This is a genomic window from Actinoplanes sp. NPDC049681 (assembly GCF_044465265.1).
Classification (GTDB): Bacteria; Actinomycetota; Actinomycetes; order Mycobacteriales; family Micromonosporaceae; genus Actinoplanes.
Map to the genome: position 1 here is coordinate 427,171 of NZ_JBITLP010000006.1, position 23,866 is coordinate 451,036.

Here is a 23,866-nt window from a genome sequence, read left to right on the forward strand (position 1 = left end):
CGCCCGACGGCCCGCCGGGCTCAGCCGGTGGTGGAGCCGAAGACCTCGTCGCGTACGGCGTCCAGCGCGGTCAGCAGCGCCCCGTTCAGGACGGGTTCGACGGCCACCTCGCTGATCACCACCCGCGGCGCGACCAGGGTGATCGACGCGACCTCCGCCTCGACCCGCTCGGCGAGCGCCGTGCCGCCGGCCTGGCTCACCTCGCCGGCCAGCACCACCAGCGGGGGGTCGAGCACGACGCAGGTGGCCGCGACGCCGAGCGCGAGCCGCCGGGCCAGCTCGTCCAGCACCGGCTCGCCGGCCGCCCCGGCCTCGGCCGCCTCCCGGACCACATCGGCCGAATCGTTGCCCTTGAAGCCGTACTGCCGGCCGATCGCCTTGGCCGCGTCCGAGGCGACGAGGGTCTGGAAGGCGCCCTTCACGCCGCGCTTCGACGCGTTGTGCGGCACCTCCGCGCCGGCCACGGGCAGGTAGCCGATCTCGCCCGCGGCGCCGGTGCTGCCCTGGTGGAGCCGGCCACCGATGACCGTGGCGAGGCCGACGCCGCGGCCGACCCAGATGAGCACGAAGTCGTCGACGCCCTTCGCGGCGCCGGTGTGCTGCTCCGCGACAGCGGCCAGGTTGACGTCGTTGCCGAAGACGACCGGGATGCTGAGGTCCTTGCGCAGTTCGGCCAGCAGGCCGCGGTGCCACCGCGGCAGGTCGAAGGCGAAGGAGACCTCGCTGGTCTTCGGGTCGACGAGGCCGGGGGTGCCGAGCACGACGCGGCGGATCGAGGCGAGGTCGGTACCCGCCTCGGTGGCGGCCTGCATCACGGCGCCGTGGACCGCGCGTACGGGATCGTCGCTGTCCTGGGTGGATTGCTCGCTGCGGCCGACGATCTCGCCGGTGATGTCGGCGCACGCCGCGATGACCCGATCGGGCAGCACCTCGACGCCGATGACGTGCGCGCTGCCGGGGCTGACCGCGTAGAGCTGGGCGTTGGGCCCACGACCGCCGGCCTGCTCCCCCACGCGCCGCACCAGTCCGCGCTCCTCGAGCCGCTCGACCAGCTGCGAGGCGGTGACCTTGCTCAGGCCGGTCAGCTCGCCGAGCTGCGCCCGGGTCAGCGGCCCCCTGGCGAGCAGCAGTTCCAGCGCGGCGCGGTCGTTGAGCGCACGCAGCAACCGGGGGGTGCCCGGGAGGCGGGTGGCGGCCATAACTACGTCCCCTATTATTTAGGCTTGTTTCCTATAGCGGTGTTCGCCCACATCGCGTAGCCGCAGCGTAACGGGCGGCTTGCATACTGACCGCGTCGCGTGTCCGATCGACACTCAGCGATCATGGCAGTTTGCCGCGTTGTAAAACAGTGGCTGAACCGAGGAAGGAAACCATGGCGATCGACCCGGGACTCCGTCGCCTCGCGCTCGGCACCCTACTTGCGGCTTTTACGGGGAGTTCAGCGCCGGACTGGGCCGGCGCCCTGCTCGCGGAGGGCCTCGCCGGCCACACCCTTTTCGGGACGAACGTCACCGATGGCGATCAAGTCGCCCGGCTCACGGCCGGTCTCCGGACGGTACGGCCGGACGCGCTGATCGCGATCGACGAGGAGGGCGGCGACGTCACCCGGCTCGCGCACCGCACCGGCAGCCCGTACCCGGGAAACGCCGCCCTGGGTGCCGTCGACGATCCGGACCTCACCCGGCGCATCTACGCCGCGATCGGCGCCGACCTGGCCGCCGCCGGCATCAACCTGGACCTCGCGCCGACCGTCGACGTCAACACCGCCGAGGACAACCCCGTCATCGGTACGCGGTCCTTCGGAGCCGAGCCCTCCCTCGTGGCCCGCCACGCGGCCGCCGCGATCGAGGGGTTGCAGTCCGCGGGCGTCGCCGCATGCGCGAAACACTTCCCCGGCCACGGCGCCACGACCACCGACTCGCATCTGGCACTGCCGACGGTCGACGTACCGATGGAGACTCTGCGCGAACGCGACCTGCCGCCGTTCGCCGCAGCGATCGCCGCCGGGGCCCGGTCGATCATGACCGCTCACATCCGGGTGCCGCCCCTGACCGGGGACGCCCCGGCCACCTTCAGCCCCGCGGCCCTGCACGACCTGCTCCGGCGCGAGTACGGCTTCCGAGGCGCGATCGTGACCGACGCCTTGGAGATGAGGGGCGCCCAGGGAGTGGCGGGCGGCATCGGACCCGCCGCGGTGAGCGCGCTGGCAGCCGGTGCCGACCTGCTCTGCATCGGTGCCCGCGTCGATCACGAGCTGGTGGAGCTGGTGGCCGCAGAGATCGTGACCGCGGTGGGCGACGGGCGCCTCGCACGGCGGCGGCTGGAGGACGCGGCGGACCGTACGGCGCAGCTCGCGGCCGGGACTCACCGCCCGTCGCAGCCGCCCGCGCACGACGCGGACCTGGGGTATGCGGCCGCCCGGCGCGCGGTCCGGATCGAGGGCTCGCTCGGGGACGTGAAGGACCCGCTCGTCGTGCAGCTCGCGTCGGGGCACTCGATCGCCGAGGGACGGGTGCCGTGGGGGCTCACGCCGCACCTGAACGGCACGGAGTCCGTCACCGTCGTGGCCGCGGAGACCGCGCCGGAGCTCCTTGCGGAACGGGCCGGGTCTCGCCCGATCGTGGTCGTCGGGCGACACACCCACCGCAGCGAGCCGGCGCGGGCGCTGATCTCGGCCCTGGCGGCGCGCCATACTGTTGCCGTGGTGGAGATGGGCTGGCCGTCGATGTGGCGGCCCGCCGGGGCACGAGCCTTCTTGATCACGTACGGCGCCAGCCACGCCAACGGCCGCGCGGCGGCGGAGGCGCTGGGGCTGGTGCGCTGACCCCACCCACGAGCTGAGGCAGCGACGGGCCGCCACCCGCCGCTGCCTCTTTCGATGTGCTCCACGTCTCTCTTGAACGCGTTCAATTCTGGTCCTACAGTGAGCGGGACAGCAGTTGAACGTGTTCAAGAAGGGGCGGAGGCCCGATGGACCACAAGGTCTGGATGTATCTGGCGTACCTGGTCACCAGCGTGGGGCTCACGATCTGGGTGGCGACGACGCTCTCCCGCAACGGGCTGGTGTTCCTCGAGGACGTCTTCGCCGACAGCCGCCTCGCCAAGGCGGTCAACCACCTCCTGGTGATGGGCTTCTACCTGCTCAACCTCGGCTACGTGGCGGTGGCGATGCGCTCCGGCGCCCGGATCCCGGACGCCGCGCGGGCCCTGGAGACGCTGTCCTACAAGATCGGTTTCGTGCTGCTCGTGCTCGGGGTGCTGCACGTGCTGAACGTCTTCTTCCTGGGGCGGTACCGGCGCGGCCGGCTCCGGCAGCAGCAGACGATGCCGCCGCTGCCGCCGGCCGGGCGGCTGCCGATGGTCCCGCCCGGACCCGGCCCGCTCGGCCCCTTCGGCGGCGCGGGCGCAGCCCCCGGCGGCCCGGCACCCACCGGCCCGAACCCCGGCGCCCCAGCCCACGGCGGCGCGGCCCACGGACCGGTTCCGCCGCCGGCGCGGGCATGAGCGTGGACGTCGATCCGGCCGGGTTCGGGGCCGGCCGGGTCGGGTCCCTCACCGTGCTCTTCGACGAGGGCTGCCCGATCTGCCGGGCCGCCCACCGGTGGCTCGAGGGCCGGGCTCAGCTCGTACCGTTGATGTTCGTGCCGGCCGGATCCGCGGAGGCCCGGATGCGCTTCCCCGGGCTGGACCACTCCGCGACGCTGCGGGATCTCACGGTCATCGCGGACAACGGCCTGGTGTACGTCTCCGACGGCGCCTGGCTGGCCTGCCTCTGGGCGCTGGCGGACTACCGCGGCATGGCGGAGCGGCTGAGCACCCCGGCCCTGCTGCCGGCGGCCCGGCGGTTCATCGCCGCGGCGGCTGCCGTGCGGCAGTCCACGCGCGCGGAAGACTACGGTGACGGGTGTGACGACCGCTGCCGCTGACTCCGCCGCCGAGGATCCCGAGGCCCAGCGCCCCCGCCGGGCCCGGGGCGAGCAGACGCGGCAGCTGATCCTCGAGACGGCGCTGCGGCTGTTCCGGGAGCGGGGCTACACCGAGACCACCATGCGGGCCATCGCCAAGGAGGCCGGGGTCGCGGTCGGGAACGCGTACTACTACTTCGACTCCAAGGAACACCTGATCCAGGGGTTCTACGACCGCAACCAGGCAGCGCATCGGGCCACGGCCGCGCCGGTGCTGGAGCGCGAGAAGGACTTCGCCGCGCGGTTGCGGGGGGCGCTGCATGCCGGGATCGACGTCAACGAGCCGTACCACTCGTTCGCCGCCACGTTCTTCAAGACCGCTGCGGAGCCGTCGTCGCCGCTGAGCCCCTTCTCGCGGGAGTCCTCGCCGGCGCGGGAAGCCGCCATCGCGATCTTCCGGGACGTGGTCGAGGGGTCGTCGGCGAAGATCGATCCGGAGCTGCGCAAGGAGCTGCCCGAGCTGTTGTGGCTGGGCTGGATGGGCGTGGTGCTCTTCTGGGTGTACGACCGCTCGCCCGGCCAGCGGCGCACCCGCCGGCTCATCGACGGCATCGTGCCGCTCATCGACCGGCTGGTCGGGCTGTCCCGGCTGCGCGTGCTGCGCCCGGCGCTGCGGCAGGTGCTGGCGCTTGTCGACTCCATCCGGAGTGACGACTGATCACGCTACGCAGCGCTCGTCCAATAACTTAGAGTAGTGTTACTGTCGCCACAGGGCGGGCGGATCGCCGCTTAACTCCTGATCGTGCCCGTCCAGGCGAATCCGTCGCCCGATATGGGCCCGGCCGAACGGCTATTTCCCGTACGCTGCGCTTCCGCTGTCCAGTGATTATCACGTAGCGTCATGTCCGCAGGTGGATCTGGGGAATGCCGCCGCGGGACGCCGGACTTCGGGACCAGTCGGGCGCTTCGGCGGTGGTACAGATGGTGAGCCGGGCGCCCCGGAAGCTTCGGGAGCGGCCGAAGGGAACAAGCGCCCGGCTCACACTGCGTTACTCACGCCGCCGCGCGGAACCGGCGCAGCCGCAGGCTGTTCGCCACCACGAAGACCGAGCTGAGCGCCATCGCCGCACCCGCGATCATCGGGTTGAGCAGGCCGGCCGCCGCCAGCGGCAGCGCCGCCACGTTGTAGGCGAACGCCCAGAACAGATTTCCGTGGATGATCTGCACCGTGCGGCGGGCCAGGCGTACGGCGTCGACCGCCGCCGTGAGGTCGTCGCGCATCAGCGTCAGGTCGGACGCCTCGATCGCCACGTCGGTGCCCGCGCCCATCGCCACGCCGAGGTCGGCCTGGGCCAGCGCGGCCGCGTCGTTCACGCCGTCGCCCACCATCGCCACCGAGCGGCCGCTCGCCTGCAGGTGCTTGACGACGTCGACCTTGCCTGCCGGCAGCACGCCCGCGATCACCTCGGTGATCCCCACCTCCGCGGCGACCCGGTCCGCCACCGGCCGGGCATCGCCGGTGACCAGGACCGGGTTCAGGCCCAGGCGGCGCAGGCGGGCGATGGCGGACGCGCTGGTCGGGCGTACCGCATCGGTCAGCGCCAGCCGCCCGCGCAGCGTGCCGTCGGCGCGGACCTCGACCCACGTCTGGGCGGTGTCGCCGGCGCCCCGGGAGATCTCGACCTTCACGTCGCCGACCGTGCCGCGGACTCCGACACCCGCCGTGGCGTGGAAGTCCGTGACCGGCGGAAGCGGCCCGCGCTCGGCCGCCGCCCGGGCGATCGCGCGGCCCAGCGGATGCTCCGACGCGGCCTCGACCGCACCCGCGAGCCGCAGCACCTCGTCGGCGTCCTGACCGGGCTCCGGCACGACCTCCGCGACCGTCATCACGCCGGTCGTCACGGTGCCGGTCTTGTCCAGCACGACGGTGTCGATGCGCCGCGTCGACTCCAGTGCCTGCACGCCGCGGATGAGGATGCCGAGCTGGGCACCGCGGCCCGTGCCGACCAGCAGGGCCGTCGGCGTGGCCAGGCCGAGGGCGCAAGGGCAGGCGATGATGAGTACGGCCACAGCAGCCGTGAACGCCGCCGCGGTCCCCCGCCCGGACCCGAGCCAGAAGCCCAGCGTCGCGGCCGCCAGGGTGATGACCACGGGCACGAACACGCCGGAGATCCGGTCGGCGAGGCGCTGCACGGCCGCCTTGCCGTCCTGCGCCTCCTCGACCAGCCGGGCCATCTGGGCGAGCTGCGTGTCGGCACCGACCCGGGTGGCCCGCACGACGAGCCGGCCGCCGGCGTTGACCGTGCCGCCGGTGACGCCGTCGCCTGCGGTCACCTCCACGGGCACCGACTCGCCGGTGATCAGGCTCCGGTCGAGCGCGGAGGAGCCGTCGACCACTTCGCCGTCCGTCGCCACCTTCTCGCCCGGCCGTACCAGGAAGAGGTCGCCGACCTGGAGTTGGCCGACCGGGATCTCCCGGCCGTCGGGGAGCGTCACCGACCGGGCGCCGAGCTCGAGCAACGACCGCAGGGCATCGCCGGCGCGCCGCTTCGCCCGCGCCTCTGCGTAGCGGCCGGCGAGCAGGAACGTGGTCACGCCCGCCGCGGCCTCGAGGTAGATCGCGTCACCCTCGGTTCCCGCCCGCAGCTCGAACGGATGCGTCATGCCCGGCATGCCGGCGTCGCCGAGGAACAGCGCCCACAGCGACCACAGGAACGCGGCGAGGGTGCCCAGCGAGACCAGGGTGTCCATGCTCGCGGCGCCGTGCCGCAGGTTGACGACGGCGGAGCGGTGGAACGGCCACCCCCCGTACGCGACGACCGGCGCGGCGAGGGTCAGCGACAGCCACTGCCAGTAGTCGAACTGCCAGGCCGGAACCATGGCGAGGACCACAACCGGCACGGTGAGCACGGCGGAGACGAGCAGCCGGGTCCGCAGCGGATCGGCCGGCGGCTCCTGCGGCGCCGGCTCGGTCCGCGGCTCGGTGGCGGTGTAGCCGGTCTTCTCCACCACGGCGATCAGGTCGGCGGCCGTGAGGCCGGCCGGGACCGTGGCGCGTGCCTTCTCGGTCGCGTAGTTGACGGTGGCGGTGACGCCTTCGAGCCGGTTCAGCTTCTTCTCGATGCGGTTGGCGCAGGCCGCACAGGTCATGCCGCCGATCTCGAGCTCGATCTGCCGGGTCATACGGACCATCATATACCCCTCGGGGGTACCCGGAAGATAGGGTGCGCGTCATGGACACGCTTCGCCGGGCCCGCGGCGGCACCTCCGTGATCTTCGCCGTGCACGGCGCGGTGACCGGCACCTTCGCCGCCCGCGTGCCCTGGATCGCCGACCACGTCGGCACCGGCGCGGGCGGACTCGGCGTGGCCCTGCTGATGCCCGGTGTCGGCGCCCTGCTCGCGATGCCGCTCTCCGGCCGGCTCGCCCACCGGTACGACCTGCGCAGCCTCACCCGCGTCCTGATCCTGTTCTGGTGCGCCGCCCTCGTCCTGCCGTCGCTGCCCACCTCCCTCGTGGTGCTGTGCCTGGTGCTGATCGCGTACGGCGCGACGGCCGGCATCGCCGACGTTGCCATGAACGCGCAGGCCGTGATCATCGAGGAGCGGTACGGCCGCTCGGTCATGTCCAGCTTCCACGGCTTCTGGAGCGTCGGCGGCCTGGCGGGCTCGGCGGTCGCCGCCCTGGCCGCCCGGGCGGGTCTGGACGCCCGGATCCACTTCCTCGTCACGGCGGCGGCCCTGGCGGTCGTCGCGCTGGCCGCCTCCGCCCGGCTCCTGCCCCACCGGCCGGAGCCCGAGATCGACGCCCCGCCCGCCTTCGCTCTCCCGTCGCGCGCGGTGCTGCCGATCGGCCTGGTGGCGTTGTGCGCGGTGTTCGCCGAGGGTGCAGGCCTGGACTGGTCCGCGGTGTACGTCCGCGACGTCGTCGGCGACGCGGCGAGCACGGCCGCGCTGACCGTGTCGGTGTTCTCGGTGAGCATGGCGCTGGCCCGCTTCGCCGGCGACCGGGTCATCCACCGCCTCGGTCCGGTCGCGACGGTGCGCCTCGCGGGTGCCGCTGCCAGCGCCGGCGCCCTGATCGTGGTGCTGGGCGAGCGGACGGTGCCGGTGATCCTGGGCTTCGGGCTGATGGGCGCGGGAATCGCCGTCGTGGTGCCGCTGGTCTTCGCGACGGCCGGGCGCATCGGCGAGCACCCCGGGCGCAGCCTGGCCGGCGTGGCGGGCATCGCGTACGGCAGCGGCCTGGTCGCCCCGGGGATCATCGGCGGCATCGCCCACCTGACGTCGCTGACGGTCTCGTTCGTCATGGTCACGGCGCTCACGGTCGCGATGGGGCTCGCCGCGAGGGTGCTGCGGCCGGCCCCGGTCCGCGCCGTCCCGCAGGAGTAACCGCGCCCGGAATCGGGGATCGCGGCCCGATGCCCTTCTAAGTTGGAGCGATGAGGGCAACGGCGATCGACAGGTCGGTGGCGCAGGCCGTCGACGAGGGGCACGGCAGACCCATCCTCGTGATCCACGGCGGCATGGGCGACAGCTCGGCCTGGTCCCGGGTCACCGACCGGCTCAGGGACCGCTTCCGGACCGTACGGCTGCACCGCCGCCAGTACCGGCTGGACCTGCCCCGCCCGATCTCCATGGCGGACGAGGTGGAGCACGTGACCGCGATCGCCGCCGAACTCGACCACCCGGTCCTGGTCGGGCACTCCTCGGGCGGGGTGCTCGCCCTGGAGGCCCTGCTCGCCGAGCCGGAGTCGTACGCCGGAGCCGTCCTCTACGAGCCCCCGGTCGTGATCGGCGAGCCCCTCGACGCCGACCGGGCGCGCGCGGCCCTCGCCGACGGGAAGCCGGGCAAGGCGCTGACCATCTTCCTGCGGGAGGTGGTGGGCGTGTCACCGGCGACCGCGAGCGTGGCGGGACTCGTCATGGGCCACACGCACTACCGGGACCGGGTGATCAGGCAGCTCGACGACAGCGACGCGATCGATGCGCTCGGGAACCGCCTGCCGCTCTACGCGAAGCTGGAGGTGCCGATGCTGCTGATCGGCGGCGACCGCTCGCCACGGCATCTGGCGGAGCGCCTGGACGCGCTGGAGCGGGCGCTGCCCCGGACGCGGCGCCTGCTGATGCACGGGCAGGGGCACAACGCGGAACGGCAGGCCCCGGAGCGGCTGGCCGCGGCGATCGCCAAGTTCGTCGACGAGGACGTGGCCGGAAGCTGACCGGGCCGGACCGGCTCAGCGCCGGCCCGGCCTGCTTGCTCTCACCCCGCGGCGGACGTCTTCACCAGCGTGCGGATCTGCCGCAACAGCACCGACAGCGCCGCGAGATCGGCCGGCGTCTCGTCCACGTTGCCCATGGCGTTGCCCGCCCGGGCGATGGATGCCGCGTTGACCTGCTCCCACTCCGAGACCCGGTCCTCCGGCGACTCCTCCGGAGAGGTGGACTGCAGCACCTCCGCGGTGAGCGCCGCGAGCGCCGCGTACAGGTCGTAGCGCAGCGCCATGCGGGCGAGCGTCTGCCAGCGGTCGCCGCGCGGCAGGCGGGAGATGTGGGACAGCAGCAGATCGATGTGGAACCGCTCCGAGAGAACGAAGTAGACGTCCGCCACCTCGGTCGCGGCCCGGCCCGTGGCCTTGGCGGTCTCCAGGATGTCCAGGACGCCGAAGCCGTACACGACCCGGGCCACCGCGCGGGCCAGATCCTCGGGGATGCCGCGCTCGACCAGGCTCTCGACGAACGTCTCGACCTCGCGCCGCTCCCCGCCCACGACGACCTGTTGCAGCTGCGGGAGCAGGGCACTGACGCCGGGGCGCAGGTGCTCGATCTCGCCGGCCACGTCGATCGGCGAGCGGCGGTTGCTGACCAGCCAGCGGACCGCGCGGTCGAGCAGGCGCCGGATCTCCAGGTAGACCAGCGTCTGCGAGGTGGTCGGCACCTCGTTGTCGAGCCGCTCCGCCGCCTCCCAGATGTCGCGCAGGCCGAACACGTCCCGGATGACCACGTACGCCCGGATGACGTCCGCCGCCGAGGCGCCGCTCTCCTCCATGGCGCGGAAGACGAACGACGTGCCGCCCCGGTTGACCACCTCGTTGACCAGGGCGGTCGAGATGATCTCGCGGCGCAGCCGGTGACCGGCCATCCGCGCACTGAACCGCTCGCGCAGCGGCGTCGGGAAGTAGCGGGCGAGGACCCCGTTGGTCCACTCCTCGTCGACGATGGCGTCGGCCAGGACCTGGCGTTCCAGCGAGATCTTCACGTACGCGAGCAGCACCGCGAACTCCGGCGCCGTGAGCCCCTCGCCGGCCTCGTACCGGGCGGCGAGTTCCTTGTCGGTGGGCAGCGCCTCCAGCTCGCGGTTGAGCTGGCCCGCCTGTTCCATCTCGGTGAGCATCCGGCGGTGCACGGGCAGCAGCGAGTGGGCCTGCTGCCGCGCGTTGCCGAGCGCCGTGGCCTGCTCGTAGTTGTCCCGCAGCACCAGCGCCGCGACCTCGTCGGTCATCGCCGCCAGCAGCTCGTCGCGGTCGGGGACGGTCAGCTCGCCGTCGGTCACCGCCCCGCCGAGCAGAATCTTGATGTTGACCTCGTGGTCGGAGCAGTCCACGCCGGCCGTGTTGTCGATGAAGTCGGTGAAGATGCGGCCGCCGGCCCCGTTGCCCTCGTCGTCGCGGGGACCGCCACCGCGGGCGTACTCGATGCGCCCGCGCTGGGTGAGGCCCAGGTTGCCGCCCTCGCCCACCACCTTGGCCCGCAGATCGCGGCCGTTGACCCGGATGGCATCGTTGGCCTTGTCGCCGACGTCGGCGTGGGTCTCCGACGCGGCCTTCACGTATGTGCCGATGCCGCCGTTCCACAACAGGTCGACGGGCGCCACCAGAATGGCGCGCATCAGCTCCGGCGGGCTCACGGCCGCCGCGTCGCCCAGGCCGAGCGCCGCGCGCACCTGCGGCGACACCGGGATGGACTTGGCCGTCCGCGGGTAGACGCCACCGCCCTCGCTGATCAGTGCCGCGTCGTAATCGGCCCACGACGAGCGTGGCAGGTCGAAGAGCCGGCGCCGCTCCTCGAACGAGGTCGCCGGGTCCGGGTCGGGGTCGAGGAAGATGTGCCGGTGGTCGAACGCGGCCACCAGCCGGATGTGCCGGCTGAGGAGCATGCCGTTGCCGAACACGTCGCCGGACATGTCGCCGACGCCGACCACGGTGAAGTCTTCCGTCTGGGTGTCGGTGCCCAGGTCGCGGAAGTGCTTCTTGACCGACTCCCACGCGCCGCGCGCGGTGATGCCCATCTTCTTGTGGTCGTAGCCGGCCGAGCCGCCCGAGGCGAACGCGTCGCCGAGCCAGAACTCCTTGGCCACCGAGATCTCGTTGGCGATGTCGGAGAACGTCGCGGTGCCCTTGTCCGCCGCCACCACCAGGTAGGGGTCGTCGGGGTCGTGCCGCACGACGTCGGAGGGCGGGACGATCTTGCCGCTGAGGATGTTGTCCGTGACGTCCAGCAGCGCGGTGATGAAGAGCCGGTAGCACTCCACCGCCTCGTCGCGGTCGCCCGGCTTCTGCTTGAGCACGAAGCCGCCCTTGGCGCCCACCGGCACGATGACCGCGTTCTTGACCATCTGAGCCTTGACCAGGCCCAGGATCTCGGTGCGGAAGTCCTCACGCCGGTCGGACCAGCGCAGGCCGCCGCGGGCGACCGCGCCGAAGCGCAGGTGCACGCCCTCGAACCGCGGCGAGTAGACGAAGATCTCGAACTTCGGGCGCGGCTGCGGCAGGTCCGGGATCGCCTGCGGGTCCAGCTTGAACGCGACGTAGGACTTGGGTCGCCCATGGCTGTCGCGCTGGAAGAAGCTGGTGCGCAGGGTCGCCTGCATGAGCGTCAGGTACGACCGCAGAATGCGATCCTGGTCCAGGCTCTCCACATCGTCGAGCAGGCCGGTGATCTGCTCGACCAGCTCGGCCGTGCGGCGCTCGCGCTCCTCCTCGCCGATCTCCAGCTGCGGCGAGAACCGCGCCTCGAAGAGCTGCACGAGCAGGCGGGCGATCTCCGGGTACGCGATGAAGGTCGACTCCACGTACCGCTGGGAGAAGACGATGCCGGTCTGCCGCTGATATTTCGCGTACGCCCGGAGCACCACGACCTGCCGCCAGGTCAGCCCGGCGCGCAGCACCAGCTCGTTGAAGCCGTCGACCTCCGCCTCGTTCTGCCAGGCGGCGGCGAAGGCGTTCTCGACCTGCGGGCGTACCTCGGAGAGCTCGCGGTGCGAAGCGGGCGGCAGCAGGCCGAAGTCGTACAGGTAGACCGTGCCGTCGGTGCGGCGTACCTCGTAGGGCCGCTCGTCGACGACCTTCGCGCCCAGGGAGTGCAGCACGGGCAGGACCGCCGAGAGCATCATGGGCTCGCCGTACCGGAAGACCTTGAACCGCACATCGTGGTCGTCGGGCTCCGAGCAGCCGTCCCGGTTGACCCGCCGCTTGCGGTACAGGTGCATCTCCAGCTGGCCCGACTCCTCGAGCAGCTCCAGCTTGGCGATGTCCTGCACCGCCTCGTACGGCGTGTGGCCGTCCTTGTAGCTGTCGGGGAACGCGGCCGAGTAGCGGTGGAACAGCTCCTTGGCCGGCTCCTCGCCGAGCTTGCGCTCCAGCACCAGCGAGAAGTCGTCGTCCCACATGCGGGTCGCGTCGGCCAGCATCTCGGCGAGCGCGTTCGGGTCCACGGCGCCCGGCGGATCGGCCGGGTCGGTCCGCACGATGAAGTGCACGCGGGCCAGCATCCGCTCGGTGACCCGGGTCGTGTAGTCGACGCCGACGCCGTTCAGCTCGCGCAGCAGGATCTCCTGCATGGCCTGGCGGTTGCCGGTGGTGAAGCGGTCCCGCGGCAGGTAGATCAGGCAGGAGATGAAGCGGCCGTAGCCGTCGCGGCGCAGGAACAGCCGCAGCTGACGGCGGCCCGCCATGCGCAGCACGCCGATGACGGCCTCGTACAGGTCGTCGGTCTTGATCTGGAAGAGCTCGTCACGCGGGTAGGTCTCGAGGATCTGCAGCAGGTCCTTGCCGGAGTGCCCGCGCGGGGACAGGCCGGAGCGGTCGAGCACCTCCATGACCTTGCGGCGCACCACCGGCAGCTCGCGCACGCTGGTGCGGTAGGCGGAGCTGGAGAACAACCCCAGGAAGCGGCGCTCGCCGCACACCTCACCCTGGTCGTTGAAGACCTTCACACCGATGTAGTCGAGGTATGCCGAGCGGTGCACGGTGGCCCGCGAATTGGCCTTGGTGATCACGAGCAGGCGCTTCTCCAGGGCGCGCTGGTGGGCCTCGGGCGCCATCGACGAGAGCTTGCGGGGCCGGCTCTGATCGCCGCGCATGATGCCGAGCCCGCTGCCGGGCACCGCCGAGAGCGTGTCCCGGTCCTCGCTGAGCTGGTATTCCCGGTAGCCGAGGAACGTGAAGTGGTCGTGTGCGAGCCACTTGAGCAGCTCGATCGAGTCGGTGACGTCCTTGTCGGGCACCGGCAGTTTGCGCTCGGAACCGCGCGCCGCGGCCAGCTCGTCGGCGATGACGAGGGCTCGCTGGCGCATCCGCGGCCAGTCCTCGACCGCGTCTCGCACGTCGGTGAGGATGCGGCGCAGCTCGTTGTGCAGCTGCTCGCGCGCCGCCTCCGTGCGTACGGGATCGATCTCGACCCGGATCCAGCTCTCCACCAGGTCGCCGTCGATCGCGTCGTCGGGCTCGACGTCGGCCTCCACCTGGGCGAGCGCGCCGAGCGGCTCGCGGCGCACCACGATGAGCGGGTGCACCAGCAGGTGGACCTGGAGCTGGTGGGCGGTGAGCAGGGCGGTCACCGAGTCGACGAGGAACGGCATGTCGTCGGTGACGATCGAGATCACGGTGTGCGGCTGGCCCTCGCACGGGGCGCTGATGTCGAGCTTCAGCTCGCCCGGCAGCCGGGTGGCGGCCAGCTCGCGGTGCTTCTGGGCGGCCTCGAACATCTCCGCGGGCGTGTAGCCCACCAGCTCCTCGTCCGGCGCGAAGCGCCAGAACCGGCCGACCAGCGCCGCGGTGGCGTGGTCCTCACCCGCGCGGGCCACCGCGTCGGCGACCAGGCGCTCGGCGTTCGGCAACGGCTCGTCCAGCTCGTCGTCGGACGTACCCAGACGGCCCGTCAGGGCAAGTCCCGGGCCAGGCCCGAAATCGAGCTCGGGATCGGATTCGGTAGCTGCCTCGTCGGTCACAGGCATGGCAGACGGCTCCCCTCACCCACGACATTGTGGGTTCGACGTGTCGGCACCAGCCTAGAGCCTGGCTCCGACGGGCCGGGCGCACCCGGGGTGCTCCGGGCGACGATCCGACAACGAATTCGATACATCTCACGCAGGCCGGGTCATCGGAACGAGCGGAGGGAGGTTACCGTTCCGTACGTTTCCAGTTTCGTACCCGGGGAGGGGCTTTCCATGCACCCGAGCGGACGCGCTCGCCGAGCTGTCGCCGCACTGGCCGGCCTCGCGCTCACCGCCTCCGGCCTGGCGGCCTGCTCGGGTTCGGACGGGCCCGGCAAGACCCTCGACGCGTTCCTCGACGGCTGGCGCGGCGGCGACCTGAGCAAGGTCGGCTTCGTGACGGCGGCCGGCGGCAAGATTTCCGCCAACGACGTGTACGCCCAGCTCCAGGGCCTCGCCGGGGACCTCGCCAAGTCGTCCGTGCTGCTGTCGAAGCAGAGCGACCCCAAGGAGACGGGCGACATCGCGTCGGCACCCATCAAGATCGACTGGACGCTGCCCGGCGGCGCCGCGTGGTCGTACGAGAGCACCGTCCGGCTCACCCAGAAGAATTCCGACGGCTGGCGCGTGGTGTGGGAGCCGGCCGTGGTGAACAGCGAGCTGACCGAGGGCGACCGCCTCGAGCTGCGCCGCAAGAGCGCCGACCGGGCCGACATCCTCGGCCCCGACGGCAAGCCGCTCGTCACCAAGCGCGCCGTCACGGTGGTCGGCGTCAGCCCCGAACGCATCGAGGACCGGGACAAACTCCTCGACTCCCTGATCGACGTGCTGAAGAAGGTCGACGTCACCATCGACCGGAAGGACCTCACCACGCGCATCGAGGGCTCCAAGCCGGACGCCTTCGTCGACGTCGTCACCCTGCGCCAGGCCGACTACGCGAAGGTGGCCGGCAAGGTACGCGCCCTGACCGGCACGGTCACCCAGGAGGGGGAGCGCGAGCTGGCCCCGACCCGGCCGTTCGCCCGCGCCACCATCGGCACCGTCGACCTCGCCACCCGCGAGGACCTGGACGCCAACCCGGAGACGCTGGCCCGCGGCGACGAGGTCGGCCACAGCGGGCTGCAGGAGCGCTACGACGTACAGCTGCGCGGCACCCCCGGGCAGTCCGTGGTGATCGCCCGCAAGACGCCCGACGACAAGGTCGAGGACGCCCAGATCTTCAGCATCGAGCCGGTCGCCGGCAAGCCGATCAAGACGACGCTGGACCTGCGTACCCAGAACGCCGCGGACCGGGCGGTCGCCGGGGAGAAGCAGCCCAGCGCCCTGGTCGCCGTCCGGATCAGCGACTCGTCGGTGGTGGCCGTGGCCAACGGGCCCTCCGGCGGCGGGGTCGACACCGCCCTGACCGGCCAGGTCGCGCCGGGCTCGACCTTCAAGATGGTGTCCGCGCTGGGCCTGCTGGACAAGAAGGCGGTCACCCTCGACGGGAAGGTCGACTGCCCGAAGACCAAGAACGTCAGCGGCCGGACGTTCAAGAACGCCCACGACATGGTGCTGGGCTCGGTGCCGTTCCGTACGGATTTCGCCAAGTCCTGCAACACCGCCTTCGTGAACCTGGCCCCCAAGCTCGGCGCCGACGGCCTCCAGGACGCGGCGGCGAAGCTCGGTCTCGGCGCCAAGTGGGACCTGGGCGCCGACTCGTTCAGCGGCAAGATCTCCCCGGCCGACAGCCCGACCGAGCTGGCGGCGGCGACCTTCGGCCAGGGCGCCACGGCGGTGAGCCCGCTGGCGATGGCGGGCGCGACGGCGGCCGTGGCCCGCGGGCAGTTCAAGCAGCCCCGGCTCGTGCTCGACCCGGCGCCTGCCAACCCGGTCGCGGACGGCGAGAAGCTCGCGGACGAGTCGGTCAAGCCGCTGCGGACGATGATGCGCGAGGTGGTCACCCGTGGCACGGGCACGGCGCTGCGCGACGTGCCGGGCGACCCGGTGTACGGCAAGACCGGCACGGCCGAGTTCGCGGACGGCTCCAAGGAGACGCACGCCTGGTTCGTGGGCTGGCAGGGCGACATCGCGTTCGCGGTGATGGTGCAGAAGGGCGGCGCGGGCGCCGAGGCGGCGGTCCCGATCGTCGAGCGCTTCCTCACCGGCCTGCGCAAGTGAGCGCCGGCGCTCAGGTGATGTCGGCGGGGGTCTCCGGGCCGAGCTCGAACGCGGGGCGCTGAGCCGGCAGGGAGAAGTCCTCCACGTGCCGCGGCCGCAGCATGCCGGGCATGGTCGCGGGAAGCGGGTCGGAGTCGAGCAGCGGCGCCGAGCCGAGCGGCCGCAGCGGCGGCTCGGCCGCGCCCTCCAGGTCTTCCCCGTCCTCCACGACTTCCGCGTCGACCGGATCGTCGAGGTCGTCGTCCACGTCGACCGGCTCACCCTGGACGACGGCCACCTCGACCGGCTCCGGGAGGTCGTCGGCGGAGGAATCCGCGTCGGCAGGCTCGACGGGCCGGGCTTCCACCTCGGCTGACTGCTCGACGGCCAGCAGGGTCGTGGCCGGCACCGCGGTCTGCTCCGGATCCCCGACGCCGGCGGAGACACCGGCCGCCACCGCGGCAACATCAGCGAAGGTCGCTGCGGGGGCCAGCTTGCCCGGCGCCCCGGGAGCGAGCAGGTCGGCCCGGGCCGCGACCAGGTCCGGGCGTACGTCCACCGTGTGCGCGGACTTCAGCCCTGCCACGATCGCGGCCGTGATGTCCTCCGCGTACGAGCCGTCGGGGTCGTAGTCGGGGTCGAAGACGGTGATCTCCACGCCCAGGCAGTGCGGGGATTCGACAAGCCCTGCCAGCAGCAGCTCCAGCTCCGGGAAGGCGATGCCGCCGGGCTCGGGCGCGTCGACGGCGGGCATGACCGCCGGGTCGAGCACGTCCACGTCGAGGTGCACCCAGTAACCCGCACAGTCGACGAGCTGCTCGCGCGCCCACTGGGCACTGCGGGCCGCACCTTCCACCCGCAGGGTGGGCACCGGACGGGTCACGATGCCGGCCGCCTGGAGGTCGAGGCGGTATTCGTCCTGGGCCCGGATGCCCATCACGACCACGTCGATGTCGCGGTAGTACGGTCGCCGGCCCTCCATCGCCGCCAGGTCGGCCTGGCCGCGGCCGGTCACCAGCGCCAGGTCCTCCCCCGCGGCGGCGCCGACGTACGAGGCGTTGCCGGGGTGGCGGAAGTCGGAGTGCCCGTCGACGAAGACGAGCCCGATGCGGCCGCCGACCGCCTCGCCGAGGCGGTGCATCGCGAGCGCCGAGCCGAGCACGATCGAACAGTCGCCGCCCAGCACGACCGGGAACTCGCCGTGGTCGATGATCGCGCCGATGCGGTCGGCCAACCGGCGCGAGTACAGCGCGATCTCGGCGGCGTGGCACACGCCGTCGCCGGGGCGCCAGTCGCCCGGGTCGTAGCGCGGCGGCGTCAGGCAGCCGGCGTCCCGGGCGTTGAGCCGGCGCAGCAGGCCCTGGTCGCGCAGGGCTCCAGGCGCCTTGGCGCAGCCCGGCACCGACGTCTCGGTCGGCGGGCGCAGACCGAGGTTGGACGGTGCGTCGAGCACGGCTATGCGGCGCATGGAGCCCCCGTCCCTTGCCTAGAAGAGCGCGCGGGCGAGCGCGCGGCGGGCGCTCGCGACGGCCGGGTCGTCGGGTCCGGCCACGGCGAACAGCGACAGCAGGTGCTTGCGCACGGCGTCCCGGTCGTCCCCGGCGGACCGCTTCACGGCGGCGACCAGCCGCTCGTAGGCCTCCGGGGCCTGTCCGCTGAGGACCTCGATGTCGGCGGCGAGCCGCTGCGCCTCGAGGTCGTCGGGATCTGCGGCGGCCCGGGCCAGCACGGCGCCCGCGTCCACGCCGGTGACCCGGCGGTAGAGCTCGACCTGGGCGAGGCCCGACTCGGCCGCGTGATCCTGCGGCGACTCTGCGAGGATCTTCTTGTACGCCGCCTCGGCCGCGTCGAGGTCCCCGCTCATCAGGGCGTCGTCGGCCGCGTCCATCCGGGGGTCCTCGGGCGCGGCGACCTGGACGCCGCCGGCCTTGAGCACCGCGTCGACGTAGCGCCGCACCTCCACCTCGGGCAGGACGCCCGTGAAGCCCTCGACGAGCTGGCCGCCGACCACCGCGACCACCATCGGGATGCCCTGGACGCGCAGCGCCTGCGCGAGCCGCGGGTTGGCGTCCACGTCGACCTTGCCGAGCACCCAGCTGCCGCCACCCTCGGCGGCGAGCTTCTCCAGGACCGGGGAGAGCTGCTTGCACGGCTCGCACCACTCGGCCCAGAAGTCGAGGATGACCGGGGTCGACATGGACAGCTGCAGCACCGTCGTCTGGAAGTTCGCTTCGGTCACGTCGATCACCGCGGCGGGGACGCCGCCCGGGCCGGCGGATGCCGGGGACGCGGCCGCGGCGGGCCCGGCCGGGCCGGCACCGGAGGCGGCCGGGCCCGAGGGCGCCGGCTTGCTCGCGGGGCGCAGCGCGCCGAGGTCGACCGCGCCGCGGGTGAAGATCGACGGAGTGGTCCGTGGGTCGCTCATGGTTACCTAGTCTCGCACGCACTCCGGCCTGTCCGCCGCGCCGCCGGGCAGGCGATATCGGACGTCACAGGCCCGGCGGCGGCGAGCCCGGATCAGAAGCGGGCGGGCTCCCGGTAGATGCCCCATTCCTCCTTGAGTACGCCGCAGATCTCGCCCAGCGTCGCCTCGGCCCGGGCGGCGTCGAGCATCGCGGGGATCATGTTCTCGTCGGTACGGGCGGCCTCGACCAGGCGCGTCAGCGCCTGCTGGACGCGTACCGGATCGCGGTGGGCCTTGCGCTCGCCCAGCTCGCGCTTCTGGGCGACCTCGACCTCGTGCGACACCCGGAGGATCTCCAGATCCTTGGCGACCGTGCCGGTGTGCACGTTGACCCCGACGATCCTCTTGTCGCCCTTCTCCAGGGCCTGCTGGTAGGTGAAGGCCGCCTCGGCGATGTTGGCGGTGAACCAGCCGTCCTCGATGCCACGCAGGATGCCCGAGGTCATCGTGCCGTCGTGGCCGAGGTCGCGGATGCGGGCGAAGATCTCCTCGGCCTCCGCCTCGATCCGGTCGGTGAGCGCCTCGACGTACCAGGAGCCGCCCAGCGGATCGGCCACATTGGTCACCCCGGTCTCCTCCATGAGGACCTGCTGGGTCCGCAGGGCGATCTCGGCGGACTCGTCGGTGGGCAGGGCCAGCGTCTCGTCGAGGGCGTTGGTGTGCAGCGAGTTCGTGCCGCCGAGCACCGCGGCGAGGGCCTCGACCGCCGTACGCACGACGTTGTTGACCGGCTGCTGCGCGGTGAGCGACACCCCGGCGGTCTGCGTGTGGAACTTGAGCCAGAGCGCCTTCTCGCTGGTGGCGCCGTACTCGTCGCGTAGGTGCCGGGCCCAGATGCGGCGGGCGGCGCGGAACTTGGCGATCTCCTCGAAGAAGTCGACGTGCGCGTCGAAGAAGAAGCTCAGCCCGGGCGCGAAGGTGTTGACGTCGAGGCCGCGGGACAGGCCCAGCTCGACGTACCCGAAGCCGTCGGCGAGCGTGTACGCGAGCTCCTGCGCGGCCGTCGCCCCGGCCTCGCGGATGTGGTAGCCGGAGACCGACAGCGGCTTGTACTTGGGGATCTCGCGGGCGCAGTACTCCATCAGGTCGCCGATCAGGCGCAGGTGCGGCTCGGGGGCGAAGAGCCACTCCTTCTGCGCGATGTACTCCTTGAAGATGTCCGTCTGCAGCGTGCCGTCGAGCTTGCTGAGGTCGGCACCCTGGCGCTCGGCCGCGACGAGGTACATGACGAAGACCGGCACGGCCGGGCCCGAGATCGTCATGCTCGTCGTGACGTCCTGCAGCTTGATGCCGTCGAAAAGCACGTCCATGTCGGCGGCGGAGTCGATGGCGACGCCGCAGTGGCCGACCTCGCCCAGCGACTGGGGGTCGTCGGAGTCGCGGCCCATCAGCGTCGGCATGTCGAACGCGACGCTGAGCCCGCCGCCGCCCGCGGCCAGGATCATCTTGTAGCGCTCGTTGGTCTGCTGCGCGTTGCCGAAGCCCGCGAACTGGCGAATGGTCCAGGTTCGTCCGCGGTATCCGGTGGGATAGAGACCCCGGGTGTACGGGAACTCGCCCGGCCACCCGATGCGCTCGAAGTCCGCGACGGTGTCACCGGGCGCCGGTCCGTAGACCGGATCGACGCTCGTACCCGAGAGCGTCGTGAAGTCAGCGTCCCGTTTGCGGGCGTCGTCGTAGCGCTTCTGCCAGCGCTCGCGACCGGCGGCGATGTCGGCTGCGTCCATGGCGCACATCGTATGCGCAAAAGCTGAACGATCGCTAAGCCCGGGTGAAAGCTATGACGTTTTCAGGATCTACCCAGCGGCAGCTACCGATCGGTAGATCTAAGTGCGTGGCTACCGCCGCGAACCCCGACGGTCAGGAGACCCCGTTGAAACGATCTCTCGCCGCAGCCGGCTCCGCCCTGCTCCTGGGCGGACTGCTGGCAGGTGCCGACGCCTCCGCCGCGCTCGCGGCCCCGGACCCGCTCTCCCCGTCAGCCCACCGCGCCGCCGTGCAGGCGAGTGCGGGTGACGCGTTCGCGGTGCTGGCGACGGCGAAGGACGCCGACGGGACCACGCACGTGCGCTACGGCCGTACCTATCAGGGCCTGCGGGTCCTCGGCGGCGACTTCATCCTGCACGGTGCGAGGAACGGGGCCTTGCGCAGCGCGTCGGTGGGCCTGGCCGCGCCGCTTTCGCTGAGCACCACCCCGCAGCGCAGCGCCGCCTCGGCCGCTGCTGCCGCGAAGGCGCGCTTCCCCGGCAAGGTGAGCCTGCTGAACCCGCCGGAGCTGGTCGTCGACGCGACCGCGGGCACCGGCCGGCTGGCGTACGAGACGGTGGTCGAGGGCTTCGGCACCGACGGCCAGACCCCGTCGCGGCTGCACGTGGTCACCGACGCCACCTCCGGCAAGGTGCTGAGCTCCTGGGACACCATCGAGACGGCGGCCGGCAGCGGGCGGAGCCTGTACTCCGGCACGGTCACGATCGAGACCACGCAGGCCTCCACGAGCAGCTACAGCCTCAAGGACGCCAGCCACGGCAACGGCACGACCTGCGACATGAACAACCGCACCTCCGGCACCTGCTCGCTGTTCACCGACGCCGACAACGTCTGGGGTACGGGTAGCACCAGCAGCCGCCAGTCCGCCGCCGTCGACGTGCACTACGGCGCCGCCAAGACGTACGACTACTACAACTCGACGTTCGGCCGGCGGGGCATCTTCAACAACGGCACCGGCGTGCCGTCGCGGGTGCACTACGGCAACGCGTACGTCAACGCGTTCTGGGACGGCTCGCAGATGACGTACGGCGACGGCTCCGGCAACGCCCGCCCGCTCGTCTCCCTGGACGTGGCCGCGCACGAGATGTCGCACGGCGTGACCGAGCGGACCGCCAACCTGACGTACTCCGGTGAGTCCGGCGGCCTGAACGAGGCGACCTCGGACATCTTCGCCACGATGGTCGAGTTCTCCGCCGGCAACAGCACCGACGCCGGCGACTACCAGATCGGCGAGAAGATCGACATCAACGGCAACGGGACTCCGCTGCGCTACATGTACAACCCGTCGCTGGACGGCCGGGGCAGCCAGAACTGCTGGTCGACCAGCACGAAGAACGTCGACGTGCACTACTCGTCGGGCGTCGGCAACCACTTCTTCTTCGACCTGGCCGAGGGCACCGGCGCCACCGCGTACGGCACCTCGCCGGTCTGCAACTCCGCGCCGGCCGTGACCGGCATCGGGCGCACCAAGGCGGCGGCGATCTGGTACCGGGCGCTGACCACGTACTTCACCTCCAGCACCACGTACGCGAAGGCGCGCACGTACACGCTGTCGGCCGCCACCGACCTCTACGGGCGGTGCAGCACCGAGTACAAGGCGGTGCAGAAGGCGTGGACCGCGGTCAACGTGGCGGGCACCGACGCCGCCTGCTGACCGGCTGGTTACTCTCCCGTACGTGAAGATCGTACGGATCGCGAGCCTGGTGGCCGTCATCGCCGGAGTGGTGCTGACGGCCGCCGGGCCCGCCACGGTGACCGGCCTGCTTCCCTATTTCACGATCCAGAGCAACGTCGCGTACGGCGTCTTCGCGGCCTGGACCGTCTTCCGTGACCGCCCCACCCCGCCCGCACTCAAGGGCGCGGTCACCCTCTACGTGTCGATCACCGGCCTGGTCTACCACCTCGTGCTGGCGAACCCGGCCAGCGGCTTCTCGATGGGCCCGGTGCACCGCAACCTCGCCGAGGCGATCGGCAACCAGCTGCTGCACACGGTCGTCCCGCTGATCGCCGTCGCGGACTGGCTGGTGTTCGACGAGCGCCGCCGCTTCCGCTGGCGGTACGCCGTCTACTGGCTGGCGTTCCCGCTCGCCTACCTGGCCTTCGCGCTGCTCCGCGGGCTGGTGACGCACACGTACCCGTACCCGTTCATCGACGTCGGCGACCTCGGCTACGGCGGGGTGGCGCTGAGCACGCTCTTCTTCGCGGTCGCGTTCTGGCTGCTCGGGCTCGCGTTCGTCGCGATCGACCGGCTGCCTATCTCCGTTCCATACTCGGGTTCACGACCTCGCGGATGATCAGCTGGACCGCGGCCACCATCGGGATCGCGATCAGCGCGCCGAGCACGCCGAAGAGCCCGACGCCCAGCAGCGCGGCCGTCACCGCCGCCACGTCGCTGACCTTCACCGAGCGCCGCATGACGTTCGGATAGATCAGGTAGTTCTCCACCTGCTGGTAGACGACGAAGAACACCAGGCAGACGATCCCGTTGGTCAGCGAGTCGGCGAAGCCCACCAGGCTCACGATCACCGCGCCGAGGGTGGCGCCGATCTGCGGGATGAGGTCGCAGACGGCGACCACCACGGCCAGCGCGAACGGGTACGCGAGCCCGATGATCAGAGCCAGCACCCACGTCGAGATCCCGGCCAGCACGGCGATCGCGATCGCACCCACCATGTACGCGCCGACCTTGGTGAGGATCTCGTCGGTCAGCAGCCGCACCCGGGTCCGCCGTGAGGCCGGGACCAGGGCGTACGCGCCCTCCTTGATCCGGTCGAACGCCGCCATGAAGTAGATGACCAGCACCAGCACGGTCAGCACGTTGAAGATCGTGCCGAACAGCAGCTTCGCCCCGCCGACCACACCGCCGAGCGCGTTGGTCACCGTGCCGGCATTGATGGCGCCCTGCACCTTGGTCAGGACGTCGTACCGCTGGATCAGCTCGTTGATCGTCTGGTTGCGCTGCAGGCTCTGGATGAATTCGGGAACGTTCTCGACCAGCTGCCCGGTCTGCGTGATCAGCGGCGGGATCAGCGCGAAGACGCCGCCGCACAGCAGCAGCACGACGGTCAGCGCCATCACCGTGACGGCCAGCCAGCGCGGCAGGCCCCAGCTGCGCAGCCGCACGATCGCCGGATTCAGCCCGATGGCCAGGAACAGCGCGACGAAGATCAGCACCAGGATCGAGGCGGCGTTGCGCAGCCCCAGGAAGATCCCGTACGCGACCAGCACCCCGAGTCCGCCGAGCAGCCCCACGAGGAACGGATTCCGCCGGTTCAGCGGCGGCCCGGGCGTGCCGAACTCCCCGGTCCGATGCGCCTCCGCGGCCGCGTCCTCCGACCGGCCGCTGCCACGAGCCTCCTGGACCAGGCGCCCCGGCTCG

The 23,866-nt window shown here is 71.9% G+C and carries 15 protein-coding genes and 1 pseudogene; 9 read left to right on the forward strand and 7 right to left on the reverse strand.

Translation table 11 applies throughout. The features are described from left to right. Positions 1-20: 20 nt before the first annotated feature. On the reverse strand, positions 21-1,199 hold the full coding sequence (locus ACIBO8_RS23885; RefSeq protein ID WP_396117478.1) for an ROK family protein: 1,179 nt from the start codon (positions 1,197-1,199) through the stop codon (positions 21-23). Between the two features lie 173 nt (positions 1,200-1,372). Here ACIBO8_RS23885 and ACIBO8_RS23890 point away from each other — a divergent pair, with 173 nt between their 5' ends. From ACIBO8_RS23890 to ACIBO8_RS23905, 4 genes are all read left to right on the forward strand, one after another. Then, positions 1,373-2,824: a glycoside hydrolase family 3 protein gene (locus tag ACIBO8_RS23890; RefSeq protein ID WP_396117479.1), complete on the forward strand. Its 1,452-nt coding sequence runs from the start codon at positions 1,373-1,375 to the stop codon at positions 2,822-2,824. A gap of 146 nt (positions 2,825-2,970) precedes the next feature. Continuing rightward, positions 2,971-3,504 (forward strand): hypothetical protein, encoded by a 534-nt coding sequence (locus ACIBO8_RS23895; RefSeq protein ID WP_396117480.1) that lies wholly within the window; start codon positions 2,971-2,973, stop codon positions 3,502-3,504. Next, positions 3,501-3,926, forward strand: a complete 426-nt coding sequence (locus ACIBO8_RS23900; protein WP_396117481.1) for a thiol-disulfide oxidoreductase DCC family protein — start codon at positions 3,501-3,503, stop codon at positions 3,924-3,926. Before ACIBO8_RS23895 ends, ACIBO8_RS23900 begins: the two co-directional genes overlap by 4 nt. After that, entirely contained in the window at positions 3,907-4,623 is a 717-nt protein-coding gene (locus ACIBO8_RS23905) for a TetR/AcrR family transcriptional regulator (protein WP_396117482.1), read from the forward strand. The genes ACIBO8_RS23900 and ACIBO8_RS23905 overlap by 20 nt, the downstream gene beginning before the upstream one ends. A gap of 335 nt (positions 4,624-4,958) precedes the next feature. On the opposite strand, the gene ACIBO8_RS23910 is transcribed toward ACIBO8_RS23905, so the two are convergent. Continuing rightward, positions 4,959-7,088: a heavy metal translocating P-type ATPase gene (locus ACIBO8_RS23910; protein ID WP_396117484.1), complete on the reverse strand. Its 2,130-nt coding sequence runs from the start codon at positions 7,086-7,088 to the stop codon at positions 4,959-4,961. Positions 7,089-7,138: 50 nt separating this feature from the next. Between ACIBO8_RS23910 and ACIBO8_RS23915 the strand changes: the two genes are divergently transcribed. Together ACIBO8_RS23915 and ACIBO8_RS23920 are read left to right on the forward strand one after the other, a co-directional pair. Continuing rightward, positions 7,139-8,296 (forward strand): MFS transporter, encoded by a 1,158-nt coding sequence (locus tag ACIBO8_RS23915; protein ID WP_396117485.1) that lies wholly within the window; start codon positions 7,139-7,141, stop codon positions 8,294-8,296. Between the two features lie 50 nt (positions 8,297-8,346). After that, the gene (locus tag ACIBO8_RS23920) at positions 8,347-9,126 is read left to right on the forward strand and encodes an alpha/beta fold hydrolase (RefSeq protein ID WP_396117486.1); all 780 of its coding nucleotides are present in this window, start codon (positions 8,347-8,349) and stop codon (positions 9,124-9,126) included. A gap of 41 nt (positions 9,127-9,167) precedes the next feature. Here ACIBO8_RS23920 and ACIBO8_RS23925 read toward each other — a convergent pair whose 3' ends face one another. Then, the gene (locus ACIBO8_RS23925; protein ID WP_396117487.1) at positions 9,168-14,138 is read right to left on the reverse strand and encodes an NAD-glutamate dehydrogenase; all 4,971 of its coding nucleotides are present in this window, start codon (positions 14,136-14,138) and stop codon (positions 9,168-9,170) included. 213 nt (positions 14,139-14,351) lie between these two features. Here ACIBO8_RS23925 and ACIBO8_RS23930 point away from each other — a divergent pair, with 213 nt between their 5' ends. Beyond that, complete coding sequence (locus tag ACIBO8_RS23930) at positions 14,352-16,277, forward strand: penicillin-binding transpeptidase domain-containing protein (RefSeq protein ID WP_396117488.1); 1,926 nt, start codon at positions 14,352-14,354, stop codon at positions 16,275-16,277. 331 nt (positions 16,278-16,608) lie between these two features. Here the strand turns inward: ACIBO8_RS23930 and ACIBO8_RS23935 are convergent. From ACIBO8_RS23935 to ACIBO8_RS23945, 3 genes and pseudogenes are all read right to left on the reverse strand, one after another. Further along, positions 16,609-17,724, reverse strand: a pseudogene (locus ACIBO8_RS23935) (arginase family protein); the annotation flags it as partial. Positions 17,725-17,742: 18 nt separating this feature from the next. After that, positions 17,743-18,681, reverse strand: a complete 939-nt coding sequence (locus tag ACIBO8_RS23940) for a tetratricopeptide repeat protein (protein ID WP_396117489.1) — start codon at positions 18,679-18,681, stop codon at positions 17,743-17,745. Positions 18,682-18,773: 92 nt separating this feature from the next. Next, positions 18,774-20,447 (reverse strand): methylmalonyl-CoA mutase, encoded by a 1,674-nt coding sequence (locus tag ACIBO8_RS23945; protein WP_396117490.1) that lies wholly within the window; start codon positions 20,445-20,447, stop codon positions 18,774-18,776. 146 nt (positions 20,448-20,593) lie between these two features. On the opposite strand from ACIBO8_RS23945, the gene ACIBO8_RS23950 reads away from it, so the two are divergent. After that, positions 20,594-22,141: a M4 family metallopeptidase gene (locus ACIBO8_RS23950; RefSeq protein WP_396117491.1), complete on the forward strand. Its 1,548-nt coding sequence runs from the start codon at positions 20,594-20,596 to the stop codon at positions 22,139-22,141. 22 nt (positions 22,142-22,163) lie between these two features. Beyond that, complete coding sequence (locus ACIBO8_RS23955; protein ID WP_396117492.1) at positions 22,164-22,781, forward strand: Pr6Pr family membrane protein; 618 nt, start codon at positions 22,164-22,166, stop codon at positions 22,779-22,781. Here ACIBO8_RS23955 and ACIBO8_RS23960 read toward each other — a convergent pair. Next, entirely contained in the window at positions 22,741-23,853 is a 1,113-nt protein-coding gene (locus tag ACIBO8_RS23960; RefSeq protein WP_396117748.1) for an AI-2E family transporter, read from the reverse strand. The two genes, ACIBO8_RS23955 and ACIBO8_RS23960, sit on opposite strands and share 41 nt — an antisense overlap. Positions 23,854-23,866: the final 13 nt, after the last annotated feature.